The organism is Streptomyces zaomyceticus (genome assembly GCF_014656215.1).
Taxonomy (GTDB): Bacteria; Actinomycetota; Actinomycetes; order Streptomycetales; family Streptomycetaceae; genus Streptomyces; species Streptomyces zaomyceticus.
The window spans coordinates 23050-42556 of record NZ_BNBZ01000036.1 but is presented as its reverse complement, the minus strand read 5'-3'; the positions used below and the strand labels follow the sequence as shown (position 1 = coordinate 42556).

The following is a 19507-nucleotide window of genomic DNA, read 5'->3' as shown; positions in this document are numbered from 1 at the left end:
GGTTAGGCCGCATCAGCGGACGTGAATGCGGGAGCTGCTGGGTGCGCCAGACGGCAGTCCCGTGCTCAGGCTCGTCTGACGAGCCTGAGCACGAGACGGCGCGGTCCGGACGATCAGACTGCCTTCGGCTGGGAGTCGGCGAGGTCGTTCAGCACCGCGTTGACCACGGGCCAGCACATGTCCAGGGTGTCGCGGTCCGGGGCGTGAGCTTCCCGGATCTCAGCGCGCGGATGCACGAAGTTGCGGTACTTGCGCAGCTCGTGGCAGAAGCGTTCGACGTCGGCCCCGATCCAGCCGGCGTCGTGACAGGTCTTGATCAGGGAATCCAGGCTCACCCTGTCGGGGGAGGTGCGGCCGAGCAGGGAAGCGTCACGCTCGTGAACGACGTGGACAAGGACGCCTTCGAGGAGGCTGCCGAGCATGATGATGGCGGCCACGTGGGCGCCGTTGGCGTAGCAGGTGTGGGCCTCGTCCAGACGGTGTTGGAGGAGGCCGGCCATGTTCTTGTCCGTGATGAGGTCGGTCATGGTAGCTCGGAGTTCGACTGGGCCCTGGCTGCCCGGATGGGCGAGAGAGGGGTCGCAGGCGACGAGGCGGGGTCGGCCGCCGGGGTTCTCCAGGCGTACGCCCTCATGGATGAGGAAGGCGTTGACGGCGGAGATGACGGCGGGGAGTTGTTCGGGCTCGTCGAGGTACTCGCGTGGGTCAGCGAGCCGGAGCAGGACCCTCTCCAGCTCGGTGGGGTCCTCGCGGCGCCCGATGAGCTGTGCGAGGGCCCACTCCATGCGGTACTCGCCGTCGTACTCCGGCACGCGCTGCCAGCCGGCGTGTTCCAGGAACCGGGCGATCTCGTAGCCCTTGCGGTAGTAGAGGTGTTCGTCGCCGCAGATGACGCGGGCCAGTTCCTCCAGAGTGTTGGCGTCCAGGATGCCGAGAGGGGAGTGCGGGGTCATGCCGAACCTTCCGTGATGCCTTCGAGTTCCTCGTCCTCGGCCGTTTGCAGGACAGCGAGGGGATCTGCTGCGTCGGTGGTGTCCGCGGCTTCCGCCGTGTCCTCGGTCAGGTCCTCGTCGGAGGAGAGGTCGAGCGGGGTCCACTGCACAGCGGAGGGCGCGGTGGATGGTGTGAGGGAGCGGGCGTCGTCGAAGATGGCCGGATGGATGCCCAGCCGGTTCAGCTCCGCCCACAGCCCGGTCAGCGACTCGTCGGGGTCGAAGCGGAACTCGCTCTCTCGGATACGCCAGAACGTCCAGCCCACCCGCTGGAGTTCACGGTCGCGTCGTTGGTCGCGCCGGATCTGCTCGGGCGTGGAGTGGAATCGGTCGCCGTCGCATTCCACCGCCAAACGGCTGCGGGCACCCACCACCACGAGATCGATGCGCCTGTTCCCAGCGGGGAACTGCGGGATGACGTGGTAGCCGCGTGACTTCAGGCGCAGGTAGACCTGCTGCTCGAAGAGGGACTCGAACGGATCCTGTGGGATGTCCGCCGAGACATCGCCGATCTGGTCGGCGGTCGCCAGAACGGCGGGCGGGTTCTCCATGTAAGCGAGGAGATTGAACCGGAGGTCTTCGTTCTTCAGGCGGTCCGGCGGAGTCGAGTAAAACAGCCGCATCTGGTCCTGAGCCCGGGAAGCGGCGACGTTGTACGCCTGCCGTTCGCTGCGTGCACCGCCCGCGATGCGTGGCGGGTTCGTCGCCACCATCGACAGCAGGATGACGTGTCGCTCGTCTCCCTGGAACGAGGCGGGATTGCCCACCCGAATCTGGTGGCGTTCGCGTACCGGCGCCGGAATCCTCTCGTTGATCAGCTGTTCCAGGAGCTTGACCTGCCCCACCGGGCCTTGCAGGGCGATGACGCCCATGGTCTTGTCCTGGTAGGCGGGATCCTCGACCAGCCGGGCCAGACAGTCGGCAACGGCCTCGGCTTCCTTGGGGTTGCGTAGGCGGCTGTCGCGGCCCTGGGTGACGGCTCCGTCGACGAAGTGCGTCGCGAGCGGGTCGAGGCGCTCGCCGCCGAACTGTCGAAGTGGTTGCAGCTTGTCGTTGTAGAAGGTCCGGGAGGACCAGCCGATGATCTCGGGCATGCAGCGGAAGTGTTCTTCCAGCCGGATCACCTTCGGGAAGAACGTGGACAGCAGCTGGTAGAGATTGGTGGCAGGGGTGTAGAGCTGGCGCAGCATGGGCGGCATATCCGGCAGGTGCGTGAGGAGCCGGTCCTGGATCGCCTGGAGTCGGCCCATGCCGCTGACCGGGGGCGCGCACTGCTTGTCGTCACCGACGACAATCACGCGGGGAGCGAGCCACAGCAGGAACAGCGCGTCCATGCCGGCCTGGCTGGCTTCATCGACGATGACGACGTCGAAGACGTCGCGCTTGGGCGACACCATCTCCGCCACCTGAGAGATGGGCATCACCCATGCGGGCACCGCTCCCTGCGCCGTCCGCATGGCGTCGTGCGCTGCGGCACGGTAGCGGCCCGCGTTGCGCCCCTTGCCCTTGCCGTACGAAGCCATGTGATTGCGGTATGCCTGCAGCGCCGAACGCTGCTCCTGCGTCATGCGCTCCAGGCAGTGCAACCTGCCCCATGCGGCCGCAAGATCGCCGGTTAGGGCCTCCAGACGGCGCTCGCACTCACCCAACTCGCCTTCCAGCTGACGTTCCCTACCCGGCGTGCGTAGGCGCTTCACGAACGCGGAGGCCGTCGCCCAGGCCCATGCCTCGGCCAGGGAGCCCAGTCGCTTTTCCCAGGTCGGGTTGTCGGAATCCTCCGTCAGCTGGTCCGCGAGCAGCGGGTGTGCCCGGCGCAGACTGTCCAGGAGCACAGCGCATCGTCGCTGGCGGTGCTCGCGCCGATGCGCCTCCCGCAACGCGTCAAGTTCCTTGGCATAGCGCTCGGTGTCCTGTTCCTGGATGGCGTGTGCTGCGGCCAGTGCCTCGGGGGCGGGACGCGAACCCTCCGACGGTGTACGCAACTGCGCTTCCCACGTGGCCAGTCGGATCAGTGCCTCGTCCGCGGCCCGCCGATCCGACAACGCTGCCAGTGCGTCGGCGAAGTCCTGCCAGGCCATGCGTGAGGTGAGATCGATGTGCAGGCCGTGGCGGACGAGGACGTCGTCGATGCGCTCGCGGGCGGCACCGAAGGCGTCGACCTGCCTCAGGCGCGTGTACGCCTCCGTCAAGGACGCCAGTCGGAGTTCCAGAGGACCGTCGGAGAGGGGGGCGTCTACCTGCGCCCACCGGTGCGCGATCGCGTCCACGATGGAGAGGGCCTGCAAGTGTGCAAGGACGGCGTCGAGTTCGCTCGTCGTACCGGGCGAATGACCGTCGACAGAGCAGACGTCGAGGAGGTCCTGGGCATCCTTCTGCGCCTTCGAGGCCAGGAGGCTGCCGCGCTTGCGTAGCCTGCCACCCCCAGCGATATGGGCTCGGGCAGCGCCGGCGGTGCTGAACGCGTCGGCCTGCTGCCCCGTGAGCGCCTGGGGCAGGACCACGCGCCGTGTCACAACGGCTTCCAGCTGCTGTGACACCTCGGTGAGCTGGTCGTTGAGAGCGTCCACCTGACGCCACATGGCGAAGTTTTCGCGTGACAGACGGTCGGACAGGGCTTTCGTCGTCCACTTGCCGGTGTCCCACTGCTTGGCGCTTGACGGCAGGCCGAGGTGGTGCAGGGCCGTACGGCAATCGCTCGCGAGCGAGGCCAGTTCGTCGGTGACGGAGGTGTCGAGTTGCGCGAGACTGTCGCGGATGCCGACCGCCTCGAGGGACAGGCCACCGTCGGTGATACGTCCCGCCTCAATAGCCTGACTCAGATCCTCGGGAGAAGGGAGGGTGTCAGGATCCGGCAAAGTACCCCCGGCCCGGGGTTCCGCGGCGCCCTCGCGCAGCAGGCTCAGCAGTTCGGCTGCCTGAGCGGGTGACAGCGGAGGGAAGTAGGGCGCCGGATCGCCCTCCGGAACCAGGCCGATCCAGGAGTGGTGCTCGGCGTTGTCGCGGACGCGCTGCACGATGACGGCGAGAACACCCCCGTACCCTGGAGCGATCTCCGGGTGCCGGTACACCTCTGCCTCCCGCAGTGAGATCACCTCCTCGGTGAGCGTGGCAATCCGTTCACGTACCTCCTCGCGCTGCCCCGCAAGCTGGCGGATCTCGTCCCGCAGCTGCTCCGGATCGCTGGCAGCGACCTGGTCAGTCAGGGCGTTGATCGTCCGCTCCAGTTCGTCCGCCCCGTCCTGGCGGGCGGAGCTGAGCAGGAGGACGCACAAGTCGCGTACAGCAGGAGGAAGTTTGTCCCGCAGGACGGTCAGGGCCTGGTCCCGGGCGCTGGTCACCAGGACCCTCTGCCCCTGGGCCAGCAATGCCGAGACAAGGTTGGCGATGGTGTGCGTCTTGCCGGTGCCTGGCGGACCCTGCACGACCACGCCGGTGTCGTGTTCCAGGCGCCGCAGCACACTGCGCTGGCGTTCATTGGTCTTGCCCGGGAAGAGCGGGTCGTCCCCGAACAGGGGCGGGATCTCTCGCCCGTCCCAGTTCGCACGAGCCTCCGCGTCCAGGGGCAGCACCAGCTGTGCCAGTGCCAACGGCGCGTGCGCCTCGGAAGCCACGCTGTCGGCGATCCGCTCATAGAAATTCAGCAGGGCGTTTCGGTCCCGGGGACGCAACACCAACGCCGGGGCATACGTGAGGCGAGCCCCCGGCTCCGGCTCGCGAGGAGGCTGCCACTCGGCGCTGAACGTCACAGGACGCTGCAGTACACGTTCCTGCCACTGTGCCAGGTGCTCCAAGGCTTCCGAGCCGAGGAGATGCAGCGACTGGGCCGCGATCTCCTCGGCGAGCGCGGCCGACCGCTCGGGGATCCAGCCGTCGTCGGTGTCGAGAAACGCCTGGTCCTCCAGCCGTACCGCTCCTTCGGCCGTCAGCCGGACAGTGAGCCGGGCGGTTTTGCGGTCTACCGAAGTCTCCACCCGGTGGGTGAGGATGTGACGATGAACGGCGTCGCCGCGTGGGTCACTCCAAGTCAACAGACCTGTGACTAAGACAAGTTCGAGCTGGTCGTCCTGCTGGGTCAGTTTCTGGTGCCAGTGGTAGACCTGCTCGTACAGCTCCCGCAGGGCCCGCTCGGCGCGCTCCCGCTCGGCCCAGCGTCGCCACCGCGCCAGCCACGGTCCGTAGGCCCGTAACACCTCGGCTGCGTCTTCGCGGCGGACACTGTGGTCGTCGGCCTCCTCCAGCCATTGGCGACCGTCCTCGGCACGCACCAACTCCTTCCCCGGTCCCTCGCCCGCGAGCGGCGGATCCTCACCGTCCGCATCCCGGCACAGTTCAGGGGACACCCACCCGTCCAGCACCTCCGGCAGCGGCGGCGGGGCAGCCTGGGGCACGTGGTCGAGGGTGAGCAGGATGCCGTCGGGCCGGTCAACGGGGCGCCGTACAGAGGCCGGCAGACTGGCGAGCCACAAACGCTCCCGCGAACGCCGGTCGTCCCGTAGACGCTGGTGGCTGCTTTGGACGACCTCTCGCAAGAAGCCGATCAGCCCAGTGGTGTGCCCGATGACATCAGGGCTGTTCGCGGCGTACCGTGGCACCTTTACCTGTCTCCCCTCAGCTGGTGACGAACGTTCCAGAATCGGGTGACTGAGGAGGCACGACAACATGGTCCGGGAGAATGGCGTGATCCACACGCTGTATAGGCTTGATTGACGCACTGTAATTGGACGGCGAGGGGCTCACTTCTGAGGGGACCGCGCAGAGCGTGGGGCCGTTGCGTAGCGATTCAGGTCCTTGCACCGCCCTCCCTTTGGGGTCCTTCTCGCGTTGTCGTCCGGGCACGCGTTGTGGAGAGCTGAGCTTGCAGGGGGAGTCGCGCAGTGCCCGGCGGAACTGCGCGGCCAATGTCGGTGGCAACGTCTAGAGTCCGGCGCATGTCTGCTTCGTCAACTGAGCTCAAGGCTGAGGAGCCCCTGGCTCCGGTGTACCCCTTTAATGCGCCAGGGGAGCCGATCACCCTCTATGACGGACCCATGGGACCGGCCGGGGCTGAGGCGCCCGGGGTTGTCCAGTACGACTGCTCCCCGAAGCCCGGGATCTCTTGGCGGTTGCGTACCGAGGACTATGACCCCACCTCTATGGACAGGACTGAGCTGAGTCTGCTCGACCTCGGCATCGAACTACCGGTGTCCGCCAGAGACGCTGTGAGCGGTTGGTCCAACGGCACTTCCTACGGAGACCCCACCACCCCGCTCGGCCGTGTCGTTGCCCACTGGTTCAATCTGCCCCGATGGCGTGGATCAGCCCACCTTGAGGCGCATGTCACTGAGGGAACGCCGCGATTGGTGTCGGCCGGGCGCAGTGTGTACGAGGCGGACGGATGGAGGATCACGCTCGACGTCCGCCCCGACCACGAGGCCGTCTTCTCTGACGTGCGCCAGGCCGACGTCTACGTCATGACCCATGTGATGGAGATCCGCCGGCTGGACGGAACCACGTTCACGTCCGCCGAGGTCACCCCGGTTCTCAGCGCCCTGCACGTCGGACTGTCCTTCGCGCTCGGCCGGTGGGTCGCCCCCGCCCTGCCCGTCGGCCTGAACGACCAGGAGCATACGGTGTGGGGCCAGTGGGGCCCGATGCTCTGCGACCCGGCACGCCGCATCAGCTCCGGCTGGTGGTACCTCGAAGACCAGGAATCCTTGGCAGATCTGCTGACCTGCCTCCTGCCCACCTTCCGCGATCCCCACACAGGACCGGCACTGCGCCTGCAGATGCAGTACGCGATCACTGCCATTGCCGATCGAGGATTCGTCGAGCAGCGGATCATGAGTGGAGCTGCCGGACTGGAGCATGTGATGTGGCAGGAACTCGTGCTCAGCGGTCGGCTCACGGAAGCCGAGTACGCATCCCGCGCACGGCCGGCTCATGACAAGCTGCGTACGCTCCTGACAGAGGCCGGGGTCGATCTGCGGGTGCGCGCAGACCGTCTGCCGGCAGCCGCTGCCTATGTGGCCAGACAGCAGGTAGACGGCACTCGGCCGGCGGACGGCGCCGACGTCGTTACCCGAGTCCGTAACCGTCTCGTGCATCCCAAGGAGACACAAGAGCCCGTCTACGGGGTCAAAGGACTGGTCACCGACACCTGGCTCCTGACCCGCCACTACCTCACGCTGCTGGTGCTCCGCTCCATCGGTTACGGAGGTTCCTATCAGGACCTCTCCAGGACCAACGGATGGGTCGGTGAGACCGAGCCCGTCCCGTGGATTTGAGATTTGCATCCGGCTTTCTCGACGGCCGTGACCACTCTGCGGTGCACCTGGGACGTTGCGGTCCGCTACAACCACCAGGTGAGCGGGCCAGACGCGGCACCTGCGAAAGTGCGACGGCAATCGGCTGGTCCGCCTCCATGGAGGAAGCGGCCTTAAGACCGTGTCCTATGTGGTGAGGCGATCGTTGGGGTCATCATGGGGCGGGGTACGTGGAGTTGGATTGTTCCGGACGGGCTGTGGGAGATTGCGAAGCCGCTGATCCCGCCCTCTCGGGTGCGGCCGCAGGGCGGCGGGACGCAGGACACACCTGATGAGACGCTGTTCGCCGCGATCATCTACGTGCTGGTCAGCGGGTGCGCCTGGCGGGCTCTGCCCCCGTGTTTCGGGGTCTCGAAGTCAACCGCTCATCGCCGGTTCCTGATCTGGTCGCGGGCCGGCGTGTGGGGCCGGCTGCACGAGGAGATCCTGCATTGCCTCGACGATGCCGGCCTGCTCGACCTGTCCCGAGCGGTCCTCGACTCCGCCCACGTCAGGGCGAAAGAAGGGGCGAACTCACCGGACCGAGCCCCGTGGACCGGGGCAAAGCGGGCTCCAAGATGCACGTCCTGTCGGACGCGAACGGGCTGCCCCTCCTTGTCGGCGTCTCGGCCGCCAACACCCACGACAGTCAGGCGCTAAAGCCTATGGTGTTGGGTCACCAAACGAGACACGACCCCCCTCGAGGCCGTCATTTCAAACCCCAGCCACTGCACGCCGACAAGGCCACGACATACCTGAACTGCGGAAATGGCTCCGCGGGAAACGTATCGGCGTCCGCATCGCACGCAAGGGCATCGAGTCCAGCGAACGACTCGGGCGCCGCAGGTGGGTGATCGAGCGGACCATGTCCTGGCTCTCCGGCTACCGCCGGCTCAACCACCGCTACGAACGCCATCCCCGCAACTACCTGGCCTTCCTCGGCCTCGCCGCAGCTATCTGCTGCTACAAACGACTCCTCAAACTCACCACATAGGACACAGTCTTAGAAGTCGTCTCATTTGGCGGCTACGTGTGGGGAACCCGCGACAAGTTGAGCCATCTCGTTCAGGTGGTGCCAGTACTCAGGGGCGTCTGCTTCGCCGAGTATAGGTATGACCCGGTCTAGGCGGGCGATGCAGCGCAGCAGAATGCTTCGACCCCGCGCTTCGAGCTCGCCGCCGTTCTTGATCCACGTGAAAACGCAGCCTGCGGTGTCCGAGTCCAGCATCACCAGGTCGAAGCCGGCCCGGTCCGCTCCAGCCAGTCTGGGAGGAAACGGCCATTCCATAAACTCTTGGTACAGGCGCGATACGGCCTCAAGCGCAGTCTCTTCACTCACGCGGGCCATCATGACGCAGCGTTCACGCCCCATGGAGTCGTCTTGAGCCTGCGGCAGCAGATGAGGGTGCAGGCGATGCTGGTGAAGGCGAGGAAGTGGTCGGCTTTGCGTTCGTAGCGTCGGTGCAGGCGTCGGCAGCCGGCGAGCCAGGCCATGGTGCGTTCGACGGTCCAGCGATGACGGCCCAGCCGCTGCGAGGACTCGACACCCTTGCGGGCGATGCGGTGGGTGATACCGTGCTCGCGTAACCATCGTCGCAGGTGAGAGTAGTCGTAGCCCTTGTCGCCGTGAAGCTTGCCCGGCTTGCGCCGCCGGGGCCCGCGGCGGGACCGGATCGGCGGTATGCCCTTCACCAGCGGGATCAGGGCCTGGCTGTCGTGCAGGTTCGCCGCCGAGATCCCGACGGATATGGGCAGACCGGTCCGCTCGGTGATCAAGTGGATCTTCGACCCGTACTTGCCCCGGTCAACAGGATTCGGACCTGTCAGGTCCCCCTTTTCAAGGCCCGCATGTTCACCGAGTCGATCGCGCAGCGGGACCAGTCCAGCTCGCCTCGGGCCCCGAGTTCGTCGAGGACCAGGCGGTAGAGCTTGGCCCACACCCTGGCCTTCGTCCACTCGGCGAAACGCCGGTGGGCCGTCGCTCCTGACGGTCCGAACGACGCGGACGGCACCTGCTGCCACGTGCAGCCCGACGTGGCCACGAACACGATCGCCGCCAGCACCTCCCGGTCGCCATGCCGACGCCGGCCACCACCCTGAGGTCGCGAAGGAGCCTCCGGCACCACCCGCTGGAACAGCTCCCACAACTCGTCCGGCACCAGCCGCTCAACAATCCCCACCACGGCCCGCAGCCTAGATCAGCCAAATGAGATGACCTCTTAGACCACAGTGTCTTTACGTGAGGTAGGGCACCTCCCTTGCTGCGGCACGCCCGATCGGTCAGCACCTCATGCTCTGAGACCTGGCCGTACGACGACGATCAACCCGGGAGAGAGCGGATCCAGTCTTCACAGCTCCGATGGAGCTTCCCATCTTCAGTATGTCCGTCCTCTCGTAAGAGAGGCGTGTCGGGCCAGCTCCACGCAAGGTACTCACCGCCGGTGAGCGAGCAGCTCTGCAGCATGCTGGAATCCAGCAGTTCCTGAGCGGTGGCGAGGAGCCGACGCAGGAACACGCCGCACATCCGGGTCAGTCGGCCCTACTTGTAACGCCTCAGCAGTGATTGAGCCTCGGATTCACGCCGAGCCAACCTGCCTGCTTCGATGATTTGTGTGCGGGTCATAGAGGGGGCCATGGCGATTGCCTCATGGATTCCATCACCATTACCCCGGTCGAGCATTGAAAGGAACCATCGGACTGCCTGGACGGGATCTGGGTCGGTACCTGCCCCATCTCGAAAGCGAACCCCTGCCGCAAACATGGCTGCCGCATGGCCGGATTCTGCTGCCTTTACGTACCAATTGAGTGCTTCGGTTTGATTTCCGCGTTCCGCCAACTGGTCGGCAAGTACAGCACACGCCTCTGGGATACCCAATTCGGCAGATTTTTTCAGCCAGTGTGAGAATTCTCGAAAATTGCGTCGCACTCCAATTCCGTTGTAATAGTTCACTGAGAGATTGAATGCGGCGTATCCGTCACCGGATTCAGCTGAACTGCGGAAGAGATTACTGGCTCTCTCCGGGTCGCTGGGCATTCCGATTCCATTCATCAGCATGAATCCAAGCTCACGCTTCGCTGAGGCCGACCCGAGATTGGCGACTTCGCCGAACAGATCTGCAGCTCGTTGCGGATCTCGACCCTGGTCTAGCAGTACGGCAGCGACCAGCTCTTTCGCCTCCATATCCCCTAGGCTGGCAGCCGCCTCCAGTTTGGGAAGAAGCTCGCGGATTTCCTTTTTTGCCTCAGGTGTCCCGCGACGCTTGGCGTGGAAATACCAATTTCCAGCACCAATCAAGTCGCCCTGTTCGAGTGCCTCTTCAGCAAGCCTCAGCAGCTCTGGTGTGGGGATCCCCGCCGGATAGGTTCGCCAATGTGCCATTTCGTCCACCTTTTGCGACCAGTCGATTGCTGGTCGACTCTATCGCGTGGGCTAAGTGCGGTCCCGCAACTCTGAAGGTTGCTTGCCGGTGTCCGGTTGGGTCATGTTGGCCAGGTCACCGTCGTGACCGTGAGTCGGGGGGTCGGAGTCGGGCCAGGTGATCCGGCGGTGGTGACCGGCTGGTCCCTGCACCGAGTTACGGGACAATGCTTAGCTGCGCGCGGAGGTGAAAATGCACTCGTGTCTGAGGTCAATGATCACCCCATGGTGGGTAATTAAATGAATCCCATCTCCCATTCGGGCTGAAAACGTGAATTACGTTTGGATCTGACACGTAAAGCGGCACCCCAAGCTGTGATGCTCTCTCTTGGAACCAAGGGATGCAGTCGTCGCACATTGCTCGACTTACTGAAATGGGAACACCGGGGTTAAGGGTAGAGGCTTGCTTTTCTGCGTGAGACAGGAAGTATGCTCCGGCGCCTCCGGAGTTATCCATAAATGGATGAGGTGTTCGGGGGATAGGTAGTGCATCGTGCACTGCCGTGGGCATGGCCCTATCGTACCCATCGGGGACGTCGGTCGCGTAACCGCTGGCAACTGTCAAGGATCCAGCTTTGCTGGCGGTTTTTGATGTCAAGTCTACGGATGAGGGAAAAATGACCGTGCTGGGGTGCGGAGCTGCCTTGAGAGCCGCTGATGTGGGGCACTCATTGTGCACAAGGACCGGAGTTGTTCCCGCAAGAACGTAGAAAGTGTGGAGCTGGTCTACGGTCAGGTTGTACCTGGTTGCTGTGCCTGCCGAGTGGTGGACGGTGACGACGAGGATCCTGCGGCCGTCGGTTGAGGTGAGTGCGTGGCCGGGGGTGAGGCCCGCGGCGGGGGTCCAGCTGTGGCTGGTCTCGTCCCAGAAGGGGTGTTCCGCCGTGGTGTGGATGGTCTTCTTAGAGCCGTCGGTGAGCTGGACGGTGAGGTCGATGAGGTCGCTGTCGTCGTGGGCCCAGGTGGCTACGACGGTGCGGGGGCCTTCGTCCTGACCGGTTTCGGGGTTGGCTGCTTCGACGTGGTCGCCGGCGGTGATTTCGGCAATGGGTTTGGCTGTGCCGTCCTGCATGAGGACGGGTGTTTCGGGTGAGAAGCTGCATGTGGTGCCGGAGTTGCCGGTGCTGGGCTCGTCGGCGTGGGCTGCGGCGCTTGCTGAGGATTGCGCTGCGTCCTGGACGTTGGTTTTCTTCGGGGCCGCTGCGTTGCCGCCTACTGCGTCGTGGGCGGCTTCCTTGGCTGCGCCGCCGACGGTGGCTGCGCCCTTGGGGCCGGTGACGTGGGATTCGGCTGATGCTTTGGCGCCGCCTTGCCTGAAGAGGCTTGTGGTGGCACCTGCTCTTCTGAATCGGGCTTTGTAGGGGCTGGTGATTTCGGGGCCGGGTCCGCAGTCGCCCATGATGGCGCCGCAGCTTGCCACGAATGCGGTGCCTGCGGTTTCGGCGCATGCCGGGGTGAGGTATCCGAGGCTGCCGTCGGTGCAGGCGACTACCGCGCCGGCCAGGACGATGACGACGACGGTGACGACGACGACCTCGGCAACGTCTTCGACGACATCTCCTGTATCGTCCCAGCCCCATCCGGAGTCGCCGTCGCCGGAGCCACCGCCGGAGCCGCCGTCGCCGCCGCCGTCACCAGAGGAGGTGGTGGTAGTAGGGGCGGGGGCGATGGGAGAGGATGCTGTGTTCTGGCCGTAGCCGCCGCACAGGTCCTTGGGGCAGTTGCCGCTGGGGTCGCTGGTGCTGGCGGGGTTGTCGGCGGCGTAGGTGTAGCCGCCCATCTGGTTGGGGTCGCCGGCCTGGAAGATCGGGTCGGGGCTGAGGAATCGACCGGTTGTGGCGTCGTAGTTTCGTGCTCCGAGCAGGTTCAGGCCGGTGATGCTGTCGAGGGGTTGGCCCAGGAAGCCGCGGTTTTCGTCGGGGGAGACCCATGAGGTGGGCTTGGGGCCTCGAGGGTTGCCGTAGGGGTCGTAGGAGCGGCGGGTGGCGAGGAGGGTCACCGCGTCGACGGAGGTCGTGGATGTGCCTTGCGCGTTGGGGACCTGGTAGCTGACGGAGCCGGTGCTGGTGCGGGTGATGGTGGTGCCGTCGGGGCCGGCGTAGTGGCGCAGGGCGGTCCAGGTCTTCGCCGTGACGTTCAGGGTGATCTGTTCGGCGCCGCCGAACAGGTACAGAATGCGGGTCTTGTCCGCGCCACCGACTGCGCTGGTCTGGATGAGCAGGTTGCCGTCGGCGTCGTACAGGTACTTGCTGGCGTTGCTGGTGGTTCCTGAGGGGGTGGTGACCGAGGCGGTGTGGCCTTCGGTGTCATAGGTCAGAGTCTGAGTCTGGCCGGCCGGGAGGGAGCCTGTCGGTGTGGTGGTCCATATTTGGCCTGTGCTGCCGCAGGTGGCGATGGTCAGCTGGGTGCCCTTGGTGGCATTGGCCGCTGGGTCGGTCAGGCAGACGGCGCTGTTGGCTGCGTTGACCAGCGTTCCAGTGGAGGTCGCCTTCCACTTCTGGGTGGCGTCCGTACTGCAGGTGTCGATGACGACCAAGGCGCCCGTGGTCGTGGCGTTGGAGGCGGTGTCCAGGCACATTCCGAGGACCTTGACGGTGCCGTCGGTGCCGATCGTCCATTTCTGGGCGGTGCTGGTGGAGGTGCAGGTGTTGATCTGGACCTTGGTGCCCGGCGTGACGGCGCCGCCGGCGTTCTCCACGCAGAGCTTGCCGCCGCCCGTGAGGGCGAAGCCGGTGGTCAACGGGCCGGTCGTGGTGACCTTGCGGGTCATGGTGTTGCCGGCGTTTTTGTTGCCGTATGCCGGGTCGCTGTAGGTGTTGGTCCAGGTGGCTGTGCCGTTGGCGGGGTTGCTGTTGGTGGTTGTGCCGGCCTGGTTGGGCAGGTTCGCCGTGGTCGTCCCGTCGGTGCCGGGGTAGGCGATGGCCTGGGTGGTGTCGGCGAGTGCGTTACCGGTGGGGTCGTGGTTGACCTGGCCGGTGCGGTCTCCGAGCTGGTTGAAGGTGTAGGTCTGCCAGTAGGCGGCGGGGCCACCGACCGTGGTGGTCTTGATCTGGCCGCTGCTCGTGGTCTGGACCCGGCCGGTGGTGCAGCCGCCGACGGCTCCTACGGGTGCTGCGGAGGGCGAGGTGATGCCTGCGGTGTCCGTCCATGCCTGGGTCAGGCGCTGGAAAGAGTCGTAGGTGAAGCACTGGGTGTCGTGGGTGGTGTTGTTCTGCAGGTCGTCGATCGCGGTGATCTCGCCGACCGGGTTGTACCGGTAGTTGACGACGTCGAGGGCGGTGGCGGATGTCTGCGCCATGCTGGAGGTCTGGGTGACCCGGCCGGTGGTGGCGTCGAACTGGGCAAAGGTGGCCAGCTGCTTTCCGGCAGGACCGTAGTTGGTCTGCTGGATGCGGCCGAAGGGGTCGTGGACGGTGGTGGAGAGGTAAGCGGGTGTGTTCGCCGAGTTGATGTATCCGCCGAAGGTGTCCAGGTTCCCCTGTTGGGTGTATCCGTAGTCGACGTCTTCCCTCGGCAGGTTGCCGTCGGCCTGGTAGTGCGTGGTGGACAGCTGTCCGACGGTGGGGGTGTAGTCCACCGTGGTCTTGTAGGTGACCGTTCCGCTGGCCGGTGCGGCGCTCTGACCTGCGGCGGCGAAGCCTTCGGCGGCAGGGATGGTCAGGGTGCTGCCTAGGGGCTGGTAGGCCGTGTTGTATCCGGTGACGACCTTGGTGTACGCCTTGCCCGCTGTACCGCCGACGTAGCGGGTCGAGGAGGTCGGGTACCCCTTGACGAGGGTGTCGTACGTCCAGCTGGCCTGCTGCTTGGCGGAGTCAGGGGTGGCAGACCACGCACCGGCATAGGTCCCCGTGCGGCGGTTGCTCCAGTCGTAGGTGAAGGACAGCACCTGGCCGCGCGGGTCAGTGGTCTGCAGGAGATTGCCGGCGAGGTCGTACTTGTCGAAGGTCGCGGTTCCGGTGTTGGGGTCGGTCTGCGCAACCTTCTGCCCGAGGAAGTTGTACGCGTAGGACCACGTATTGCCTGCGTTGTCCTTGACCGTAGCGAGCTGGCCACTAGGGGTGTACGTGTACTGGGTCGTCGCGTTCGCTGCCGGAACCGCGCCGGAGGTGCCCTGCTTCCACAGGACCGTGCTGTTGTCGGCTGCCAGCACGACCGCGGTGGAATCGGCCCTCACCTGGAACGTGGAATTCGTCGAGGCCGCCAGGCCCGTGGTCCACTTCGCGACGCCGGCGGTGGTGTAGACGACCAGGTTGCCGTCCGTACCGAACTTGGCGTACGCGCCGGCGTTGCCGGCGGTTGCGCTGGACCAGATCGTCTTTCCGGTCGCGAGCGCGCTGAGGACCAGGTTGCCGTCCGGCTGCATGCTCAGACGCACACTGTCGGAGGACAGGGAGGTCCCGGAAGGAATCACGTCTCCGGCGCGCAAGGTCACGGTGGCGTCCGTGTTCTTGACCACGGTGCGCACTGTCTGGCCCAGCGCGTTCACATAGGCCGCGGTGCTCCGCCCGCCGGCCGGGGCAGTGACATGCGTCTGATCCGCGCCCGGATAGCTGGTGGAGGTGTGCCATTGCTCGATCGCCTGGTGCCACAGGGTCGAGGTGATGGTCCGTCCCTGGCCGTCGTAGGCCGTGGTGGTCTCTGACGGGATCTGGTTCTCGTTCGCGGCGAAGAGGGTGCCGGAGGGCTGGCCGCTCGGCTCGTAGTAGGGGGCGTAGGAGGTGACGGGCCAGCCGTGCGAGTCATAGAAGGTGTCGGCGATGATCCGGCCGGTGTCGCTGTCGCCTTGAGAGTTGCTCTGTGTCTGGCGCGGCTGGAGCATGCCGTCATAGATGGCGACGCTCACCGCGTAGGAGCCGTCCTCGCGCAGCGTCTTCGTCGTTACCGAGGTGGGAGCGCCCGGTTGCGTGACCGTTCCGCCGGGAGCCGCGACGGCGCCGGGGTTGATGGAGTAGCTGAAGATCCGGTCGGCGCTCTGGCCCGCGCCCTTGTCACGGCCCGGAAGCCACACCGCCGTGCGCCGGCCCAGCGCATCGTAGGTGACCTCGGTCTTTCGGCCGTTGGCGTCGACCGACTGTGTTTCCAGGCCGCGCAGCGGGCTGTGCGTGGAGGTGACGACCCAGCCTTGGCTGTTGGTGGTGGCGACCGTTGTGGGGGTGGTGTTGTTTCCGGCCGGGCTCCATGCGGGCGTGAAATCGGTGTGGGTGTTCTGTCCTGTCGCATCCAGGGCATCGGTGACGCGGCCCACGCCGTCGTACTTCATGGCAGCGGTGGTCTGCCAGTTCTCGGTGGTCCCTGTGAAGCCGGTGGCGATCTGGGCTCCGGTGGTCGTCCCTGTCGCCGAGACTTCGCCGAAGGCGCCGAGTCCGGAGAGAGTGCCGTCGCCCTTGTAGTAGACCTTCTGATCGGACAGCAGCGTGGTGGGGCTGACCGCGGTGCCGCAGGGGCCAAGAACGGTGGTCACCTGCGAGGGGTAGGACTCCATCCGGGGGTTGAAGGCCGGCGGGCTCGCGTATGCCGTCGTGGTGCACTTCTCCTGGCTCGCATCGCTCACGTCACCGTGGACGTCGACGGTAGAGGTACGGCCTTTCGCGTCGTACGTCGTGTCGGTGCGCGTGTGACGCCAGCTTCCGTCGGCAAGACGCGCGTAGGCGTGCCCCTGTGCGCTCTGCAGTCGGTAGGAGGTCAGCGGGGGCAGGGCGGACAGCGCGGGCCGGGTCTGGCCCGGGTGATCGGCCTGATCCCAGCTGCTCCACGGCGTCTGAGGGGCGGATGCGGTGCTGGTGAAGCTGAAGGGAGAGTTGACACTGGTGGTCGCGATGCTGCCGCCGGCAGCGGTGTACACGTCCTTCTGCAATTCCGTGCCGGCCAGGTGGTCGGAGTCGGTGACGCTCTGTACCACCGTTCCGCCGACCTTGGCCTGGACCGTGATCGCGCGCCGTGTGCCGTCGGCCTTGTAGTCGCCGTCCATGCCCTGCAGGTAGGTGGAGACGGCCTGCGTGACCGGTTCGGGAGCGCGGCCGGTCTGCACGGTCACCGTGCGGAATCCTCGGAACTGGCCCCAGGTGCGGTGTTCGTCGTCGGTGGTGGGCGAGTCGTCGCGGTGCCAGGCAGCTCCGGCGTAGTTGTAGGTGGAAACGCGGGAGGACGAGCCTGCGGGTGCGGCTGTCCCGTCGGGCTTGTGGGACGCGGCGATGGTCAGGTCCGACGTCGTCACCGTGTGAACGGTGATCTTGTTGAACCAGTCCTCGAGGGGCTTCGAGGCTCCGGGCACGTTCCAGTACACCGGATAGCAGGAGTTGGTATTGGAGTCGGCCGTGGAGAAGGACAGTGTTCGGCCCGCACACGGGTCGAGGTTGTAGTCGACCGCGATCGACTGGCCGGTCTCGGTCTGGATGGAGGAAATCCGGGGGTGGTACAGCGGTGGCGCGGAGGGCATCACGTCGTTGACGCGGTTGTCGATCTCCGTGCCGGTGAACGCCACCTTGTTCAAGGTGATGTCGCTGTTGCCGTTGTCGTAGGTGTCCTTGGCCGTGTGCTGAATGGTCTGGAGCCACATGACAGCCTGGAGGAAGCCAGAGTGCTCCGGGTCCACGGAGGTACCCGTGACCGGGTCGGCGGTGCCGCCGGCGTCGGAGAAGACATGGCCGAGCTGATAGGAGTCGACCGGTATCAGTTTGTCGGTCGCGTTGTCTTTGACGTGGACGAGTGTGGTGATGCTGTCCAGGCGGGTGGTGGACCAGAAGGTCGGACCGGCGATGACGCAGACGTCCTTGGGGACTGTCGTCGCCCCTTCCGGGATGGTGGTGGTGTCCGTGGCGTCGCAGTGCAGATCCCACGGGGTGTCCGGCCAGTGCGGAGAGTTTTCGTCCGTGAGGTTGCCGGCGGAGCAGTCGGTGAACGTGGCCGTGGGCTGACAACGCTGCTTCGAGTGGAAGACGACCTGCGCGGAGGGAGTGCGATCGGCCAGTTCGTCGGCGAGCGTGTACCCGTAGGAGATCGAGGTGAGCGTGCCGCCCCGGACATAGGAGGTCAGGGTGCCGAACTCGCCCTCAGCTGCCTGGCCGCCTCCGAGGCTGTAGTAGTTGGACTCCGTGGAGTAGTCGTAGCGCTGGATCAGGCCGTTGGGCGAGACGACGAAGTCGAGATTCCAGCGCCACCCTTCGGGCTTGGCACAGCGAGACGCCTTGCCCTTCGTGCTGTCGAAGCAAGGATCCCCGGACTGGGGGTGGAAGACCGGCAGGCCCCACGCCGCGTGGGTAGCGCCATCGGTCGGGGTACCCGCCTGGGGGAGAGCAGCGGTGCCGACCCCGGCCGGTGCGTGGTTGGCACCGAAATATGCGGCGGAGCCGTCGTTGGTCAGAACGCGGAAGTAGACCCCGTCTTCAAGACCATTGGCGGCTCCGGACAACTCCTGGACGATCGTGCCGTCGTCACCGCGGAGCCGCCACTGCCGTACGAGTCCGGGCACAGCCGGATCCTTGGCATCCGGCACGAGCACACCGGAGTGCGGGCCGAAGGAGATCTGGGCGTTCGCACCGCTCCAGCAGTCGTCGCCGGAACCCTTGAGGATCTTGTCGCCGTTCGCGTCGCGGAAGCTGCCGCAGGGACGGTAGGTGCGCTCGACGAAGCCAGGATCGTAGTTCCAGCCGTCGCCGATCCATGAGGACTGGGAGTTGCGCGCCGAGGTCTCGCCGTCCACGGCCTGCGAGTCGTAGCCAAGTGCCACGGACGGAGCGTTGCCTCCCACACCGGCAGGCACAGAAACGGGGTACGAATAGGTGAAGGCCCCGGTTCCACTGGCCTGCCAGCTGCCCGAAGGGTTCAGGGACGTGGCCGCGTAGTCGCCTTGCGAACCGCCACTGCCGGACGTCACCGCAAGCGCCGTGCCCTCCGAGGCAAGCGTGGCCCCGGCCGCCGGCGACGCCCCGTCGCCACCTCCGACACCAGTCGAGCCCATGCGGACGGTGGCGGTCAGCTGATCTGCGGTGGCGCGGTTGGTGAATACGAGCGGGCTGCGCGTACGGCACTGAGTCAACTGTGGGGTGCTCAGCGCACAAGCCGGCATCTGGACAAGCTGGAGACGTGAACCGAAACCGCCGCCGTAAGCCTTGGCGAGTGTGCCGTAGTCGATGACGACCTGGACCTCGCCGCCGGCTGCCGACGGTCCAGAAGGCGCCAACGCGATCAGCATGCCGTTCGCGCCGGCCGCCCTCGCCCTTTCCTGCGAGGCCACTTCCACGGTCACCTCGCCAGCAGACTCAATCCCTCCGGCAGCACCGCTCGAGGATCTCTTCGTGGAGGCAGCCGGCGCCAGCCAGACGGGCAGCGAGCCTGCCCTGACGAAGCCCGTCCCGGGCCGGCGGACCGCCTCACCGGAGCGGACGCTGCTGCCGAGCCGCACGGTGGCAGACCCTGCCTTCGGCCAAGAAGGCTTAACCGGCCGGTAATTCTTCAGGGGGCGCTGCTGGCCGGAATGCCCCCGTACCGGGCCGCTCGACAACTCATGGCCACCTACGCCGACGGCCGCGGGCACCTGTTTGGGATTCCACAGCTCGCCCTTGAACGTGTGATGTCCCGCCTGGCCTCCGCGGCTCTCCCAGTCATCAGCGCGCTCGATTCCGGGTAGAGCGAGGCCGCGCCCCTGATCGACCGCCAGGGGTGCGATGAGTACCAACGCGCCGAGAAGCGACAAAGACAGAAGCGGGTTGCCGCCCCACAGCCATGATCTCCTGCGCGCACGGTCGCGACGCCGTCCAGCCACCTGATGCCCCCCACCCGCCCGGCAGCCTGATCAGGACGCCGCATCTCACGACCAC

At 66.1% G+C, this 19507-nt stretch carries 7 protein-coding genes and 1 pseudogene; 2 read left to right on the top strand and 6 right to left on the bottom strand.

Translation table 11 applies throughout. The annotated features are described in order from the left end of the window. Nucleotides 1-113: 113 nt before the first annotated feature. Entirely contained in the window at nt 114-953 is an 840-nt protein-coding gene (locus IE311_RS31435) for a hypothetical protein (protein WP_189835256.1), read from the bottom strand. After that, nucleotides 950-5584 carry an AAA domain-containing protein gene (locus IE311_RS31430; protein WP_229902284.1) on the bottom strand — a complete coding sequence of 1545 codons (4635 nt, stop codon included), beginning with the start codon at nt 5582-5584 and terminating at the stop codon, nt 950-952. Before IE311_RS31430 ends, IE311_RS31435 begins: the two co-directional genes overlap by 4 nt. Before the next feature lie 540 nt (nt 5585-6124). Here IE311_RS31430 and IE311_RS31425 point away from each other — a divergent pair. Both IE311_RS31425 and IE311_RS31420 read left to right on the top strand, forming a co-directional pair. Further along, a complete protein-coding gene (locus tag IE311_RS31425) occupies nt 6125-7255 on the top strand; it encodes a hypothetical protein (protein ID WP_189835255.1) in 1131 nt (376 codons plus the stop codon). Nucleotides 7256-7450: 195 nt separating this feature from the next. Further along, nucleotides 7451-8267, top strand: a pseudogene (locus IE311_RS31420) (IS5 family transposase). A 21-nt stretch (nt 8268-8288) separates the two neighbouring features. Here the strand turns inward: IE311_RS31420 and IE311_RS31415 are convergent. The 4 genes from IE311_RS31415 to IE311_RS31400 form a co-directional block, all read right to left on the bottom strand. Continuing rightward, complete coding sequence (locus IE311_RS31415; RefSeq protein ID WP_189835254.1) at nt 8289-8612, bottom strand: hypothetical protein; 324 nt, start codon at nt 8610-8612, stop codon at nt 8289-8291. Between the two features lie 8 nt (nt 8613-8620). Next, nucleotides 8621-9447 (bottom strand): IS5 family transposase gene (locus IE311_RS31410; protein WP_189835281.1). Its coding sequence is split into 2 segments (ribosomal slippage): nt 8621-9108 and nt 9108-9447, totalling 828 coding nucleotides; the frame shifts between segments, so codons are not numbered across the junction. 365 nt (nt 9448-9812) lie between these two features. Further along, a complete protein-coding gene (locus IE311_RS31405) occupies nt 9813-10652 on the bottom strand; it encodes a tetratricopeptide repeat protein (protein ID WP_189835253.1) in 840 nt (279 codons plus the stop codon). A gap of 250 nt (nt 10653-10902) precedes the next feature. After that, complete coding sequence (locus tag IE311_RS31400; RefSeq protein WP_189835252.1) at nt 10903-19452, bottom strand: ricin-type beta-trefoil lectin domain protein; 8550 nt, start codon at nt 19450-19452, stop codon at nt 10903-10905. Nucleotides 19453-19507: the final 55 nt, after the last annotated feature.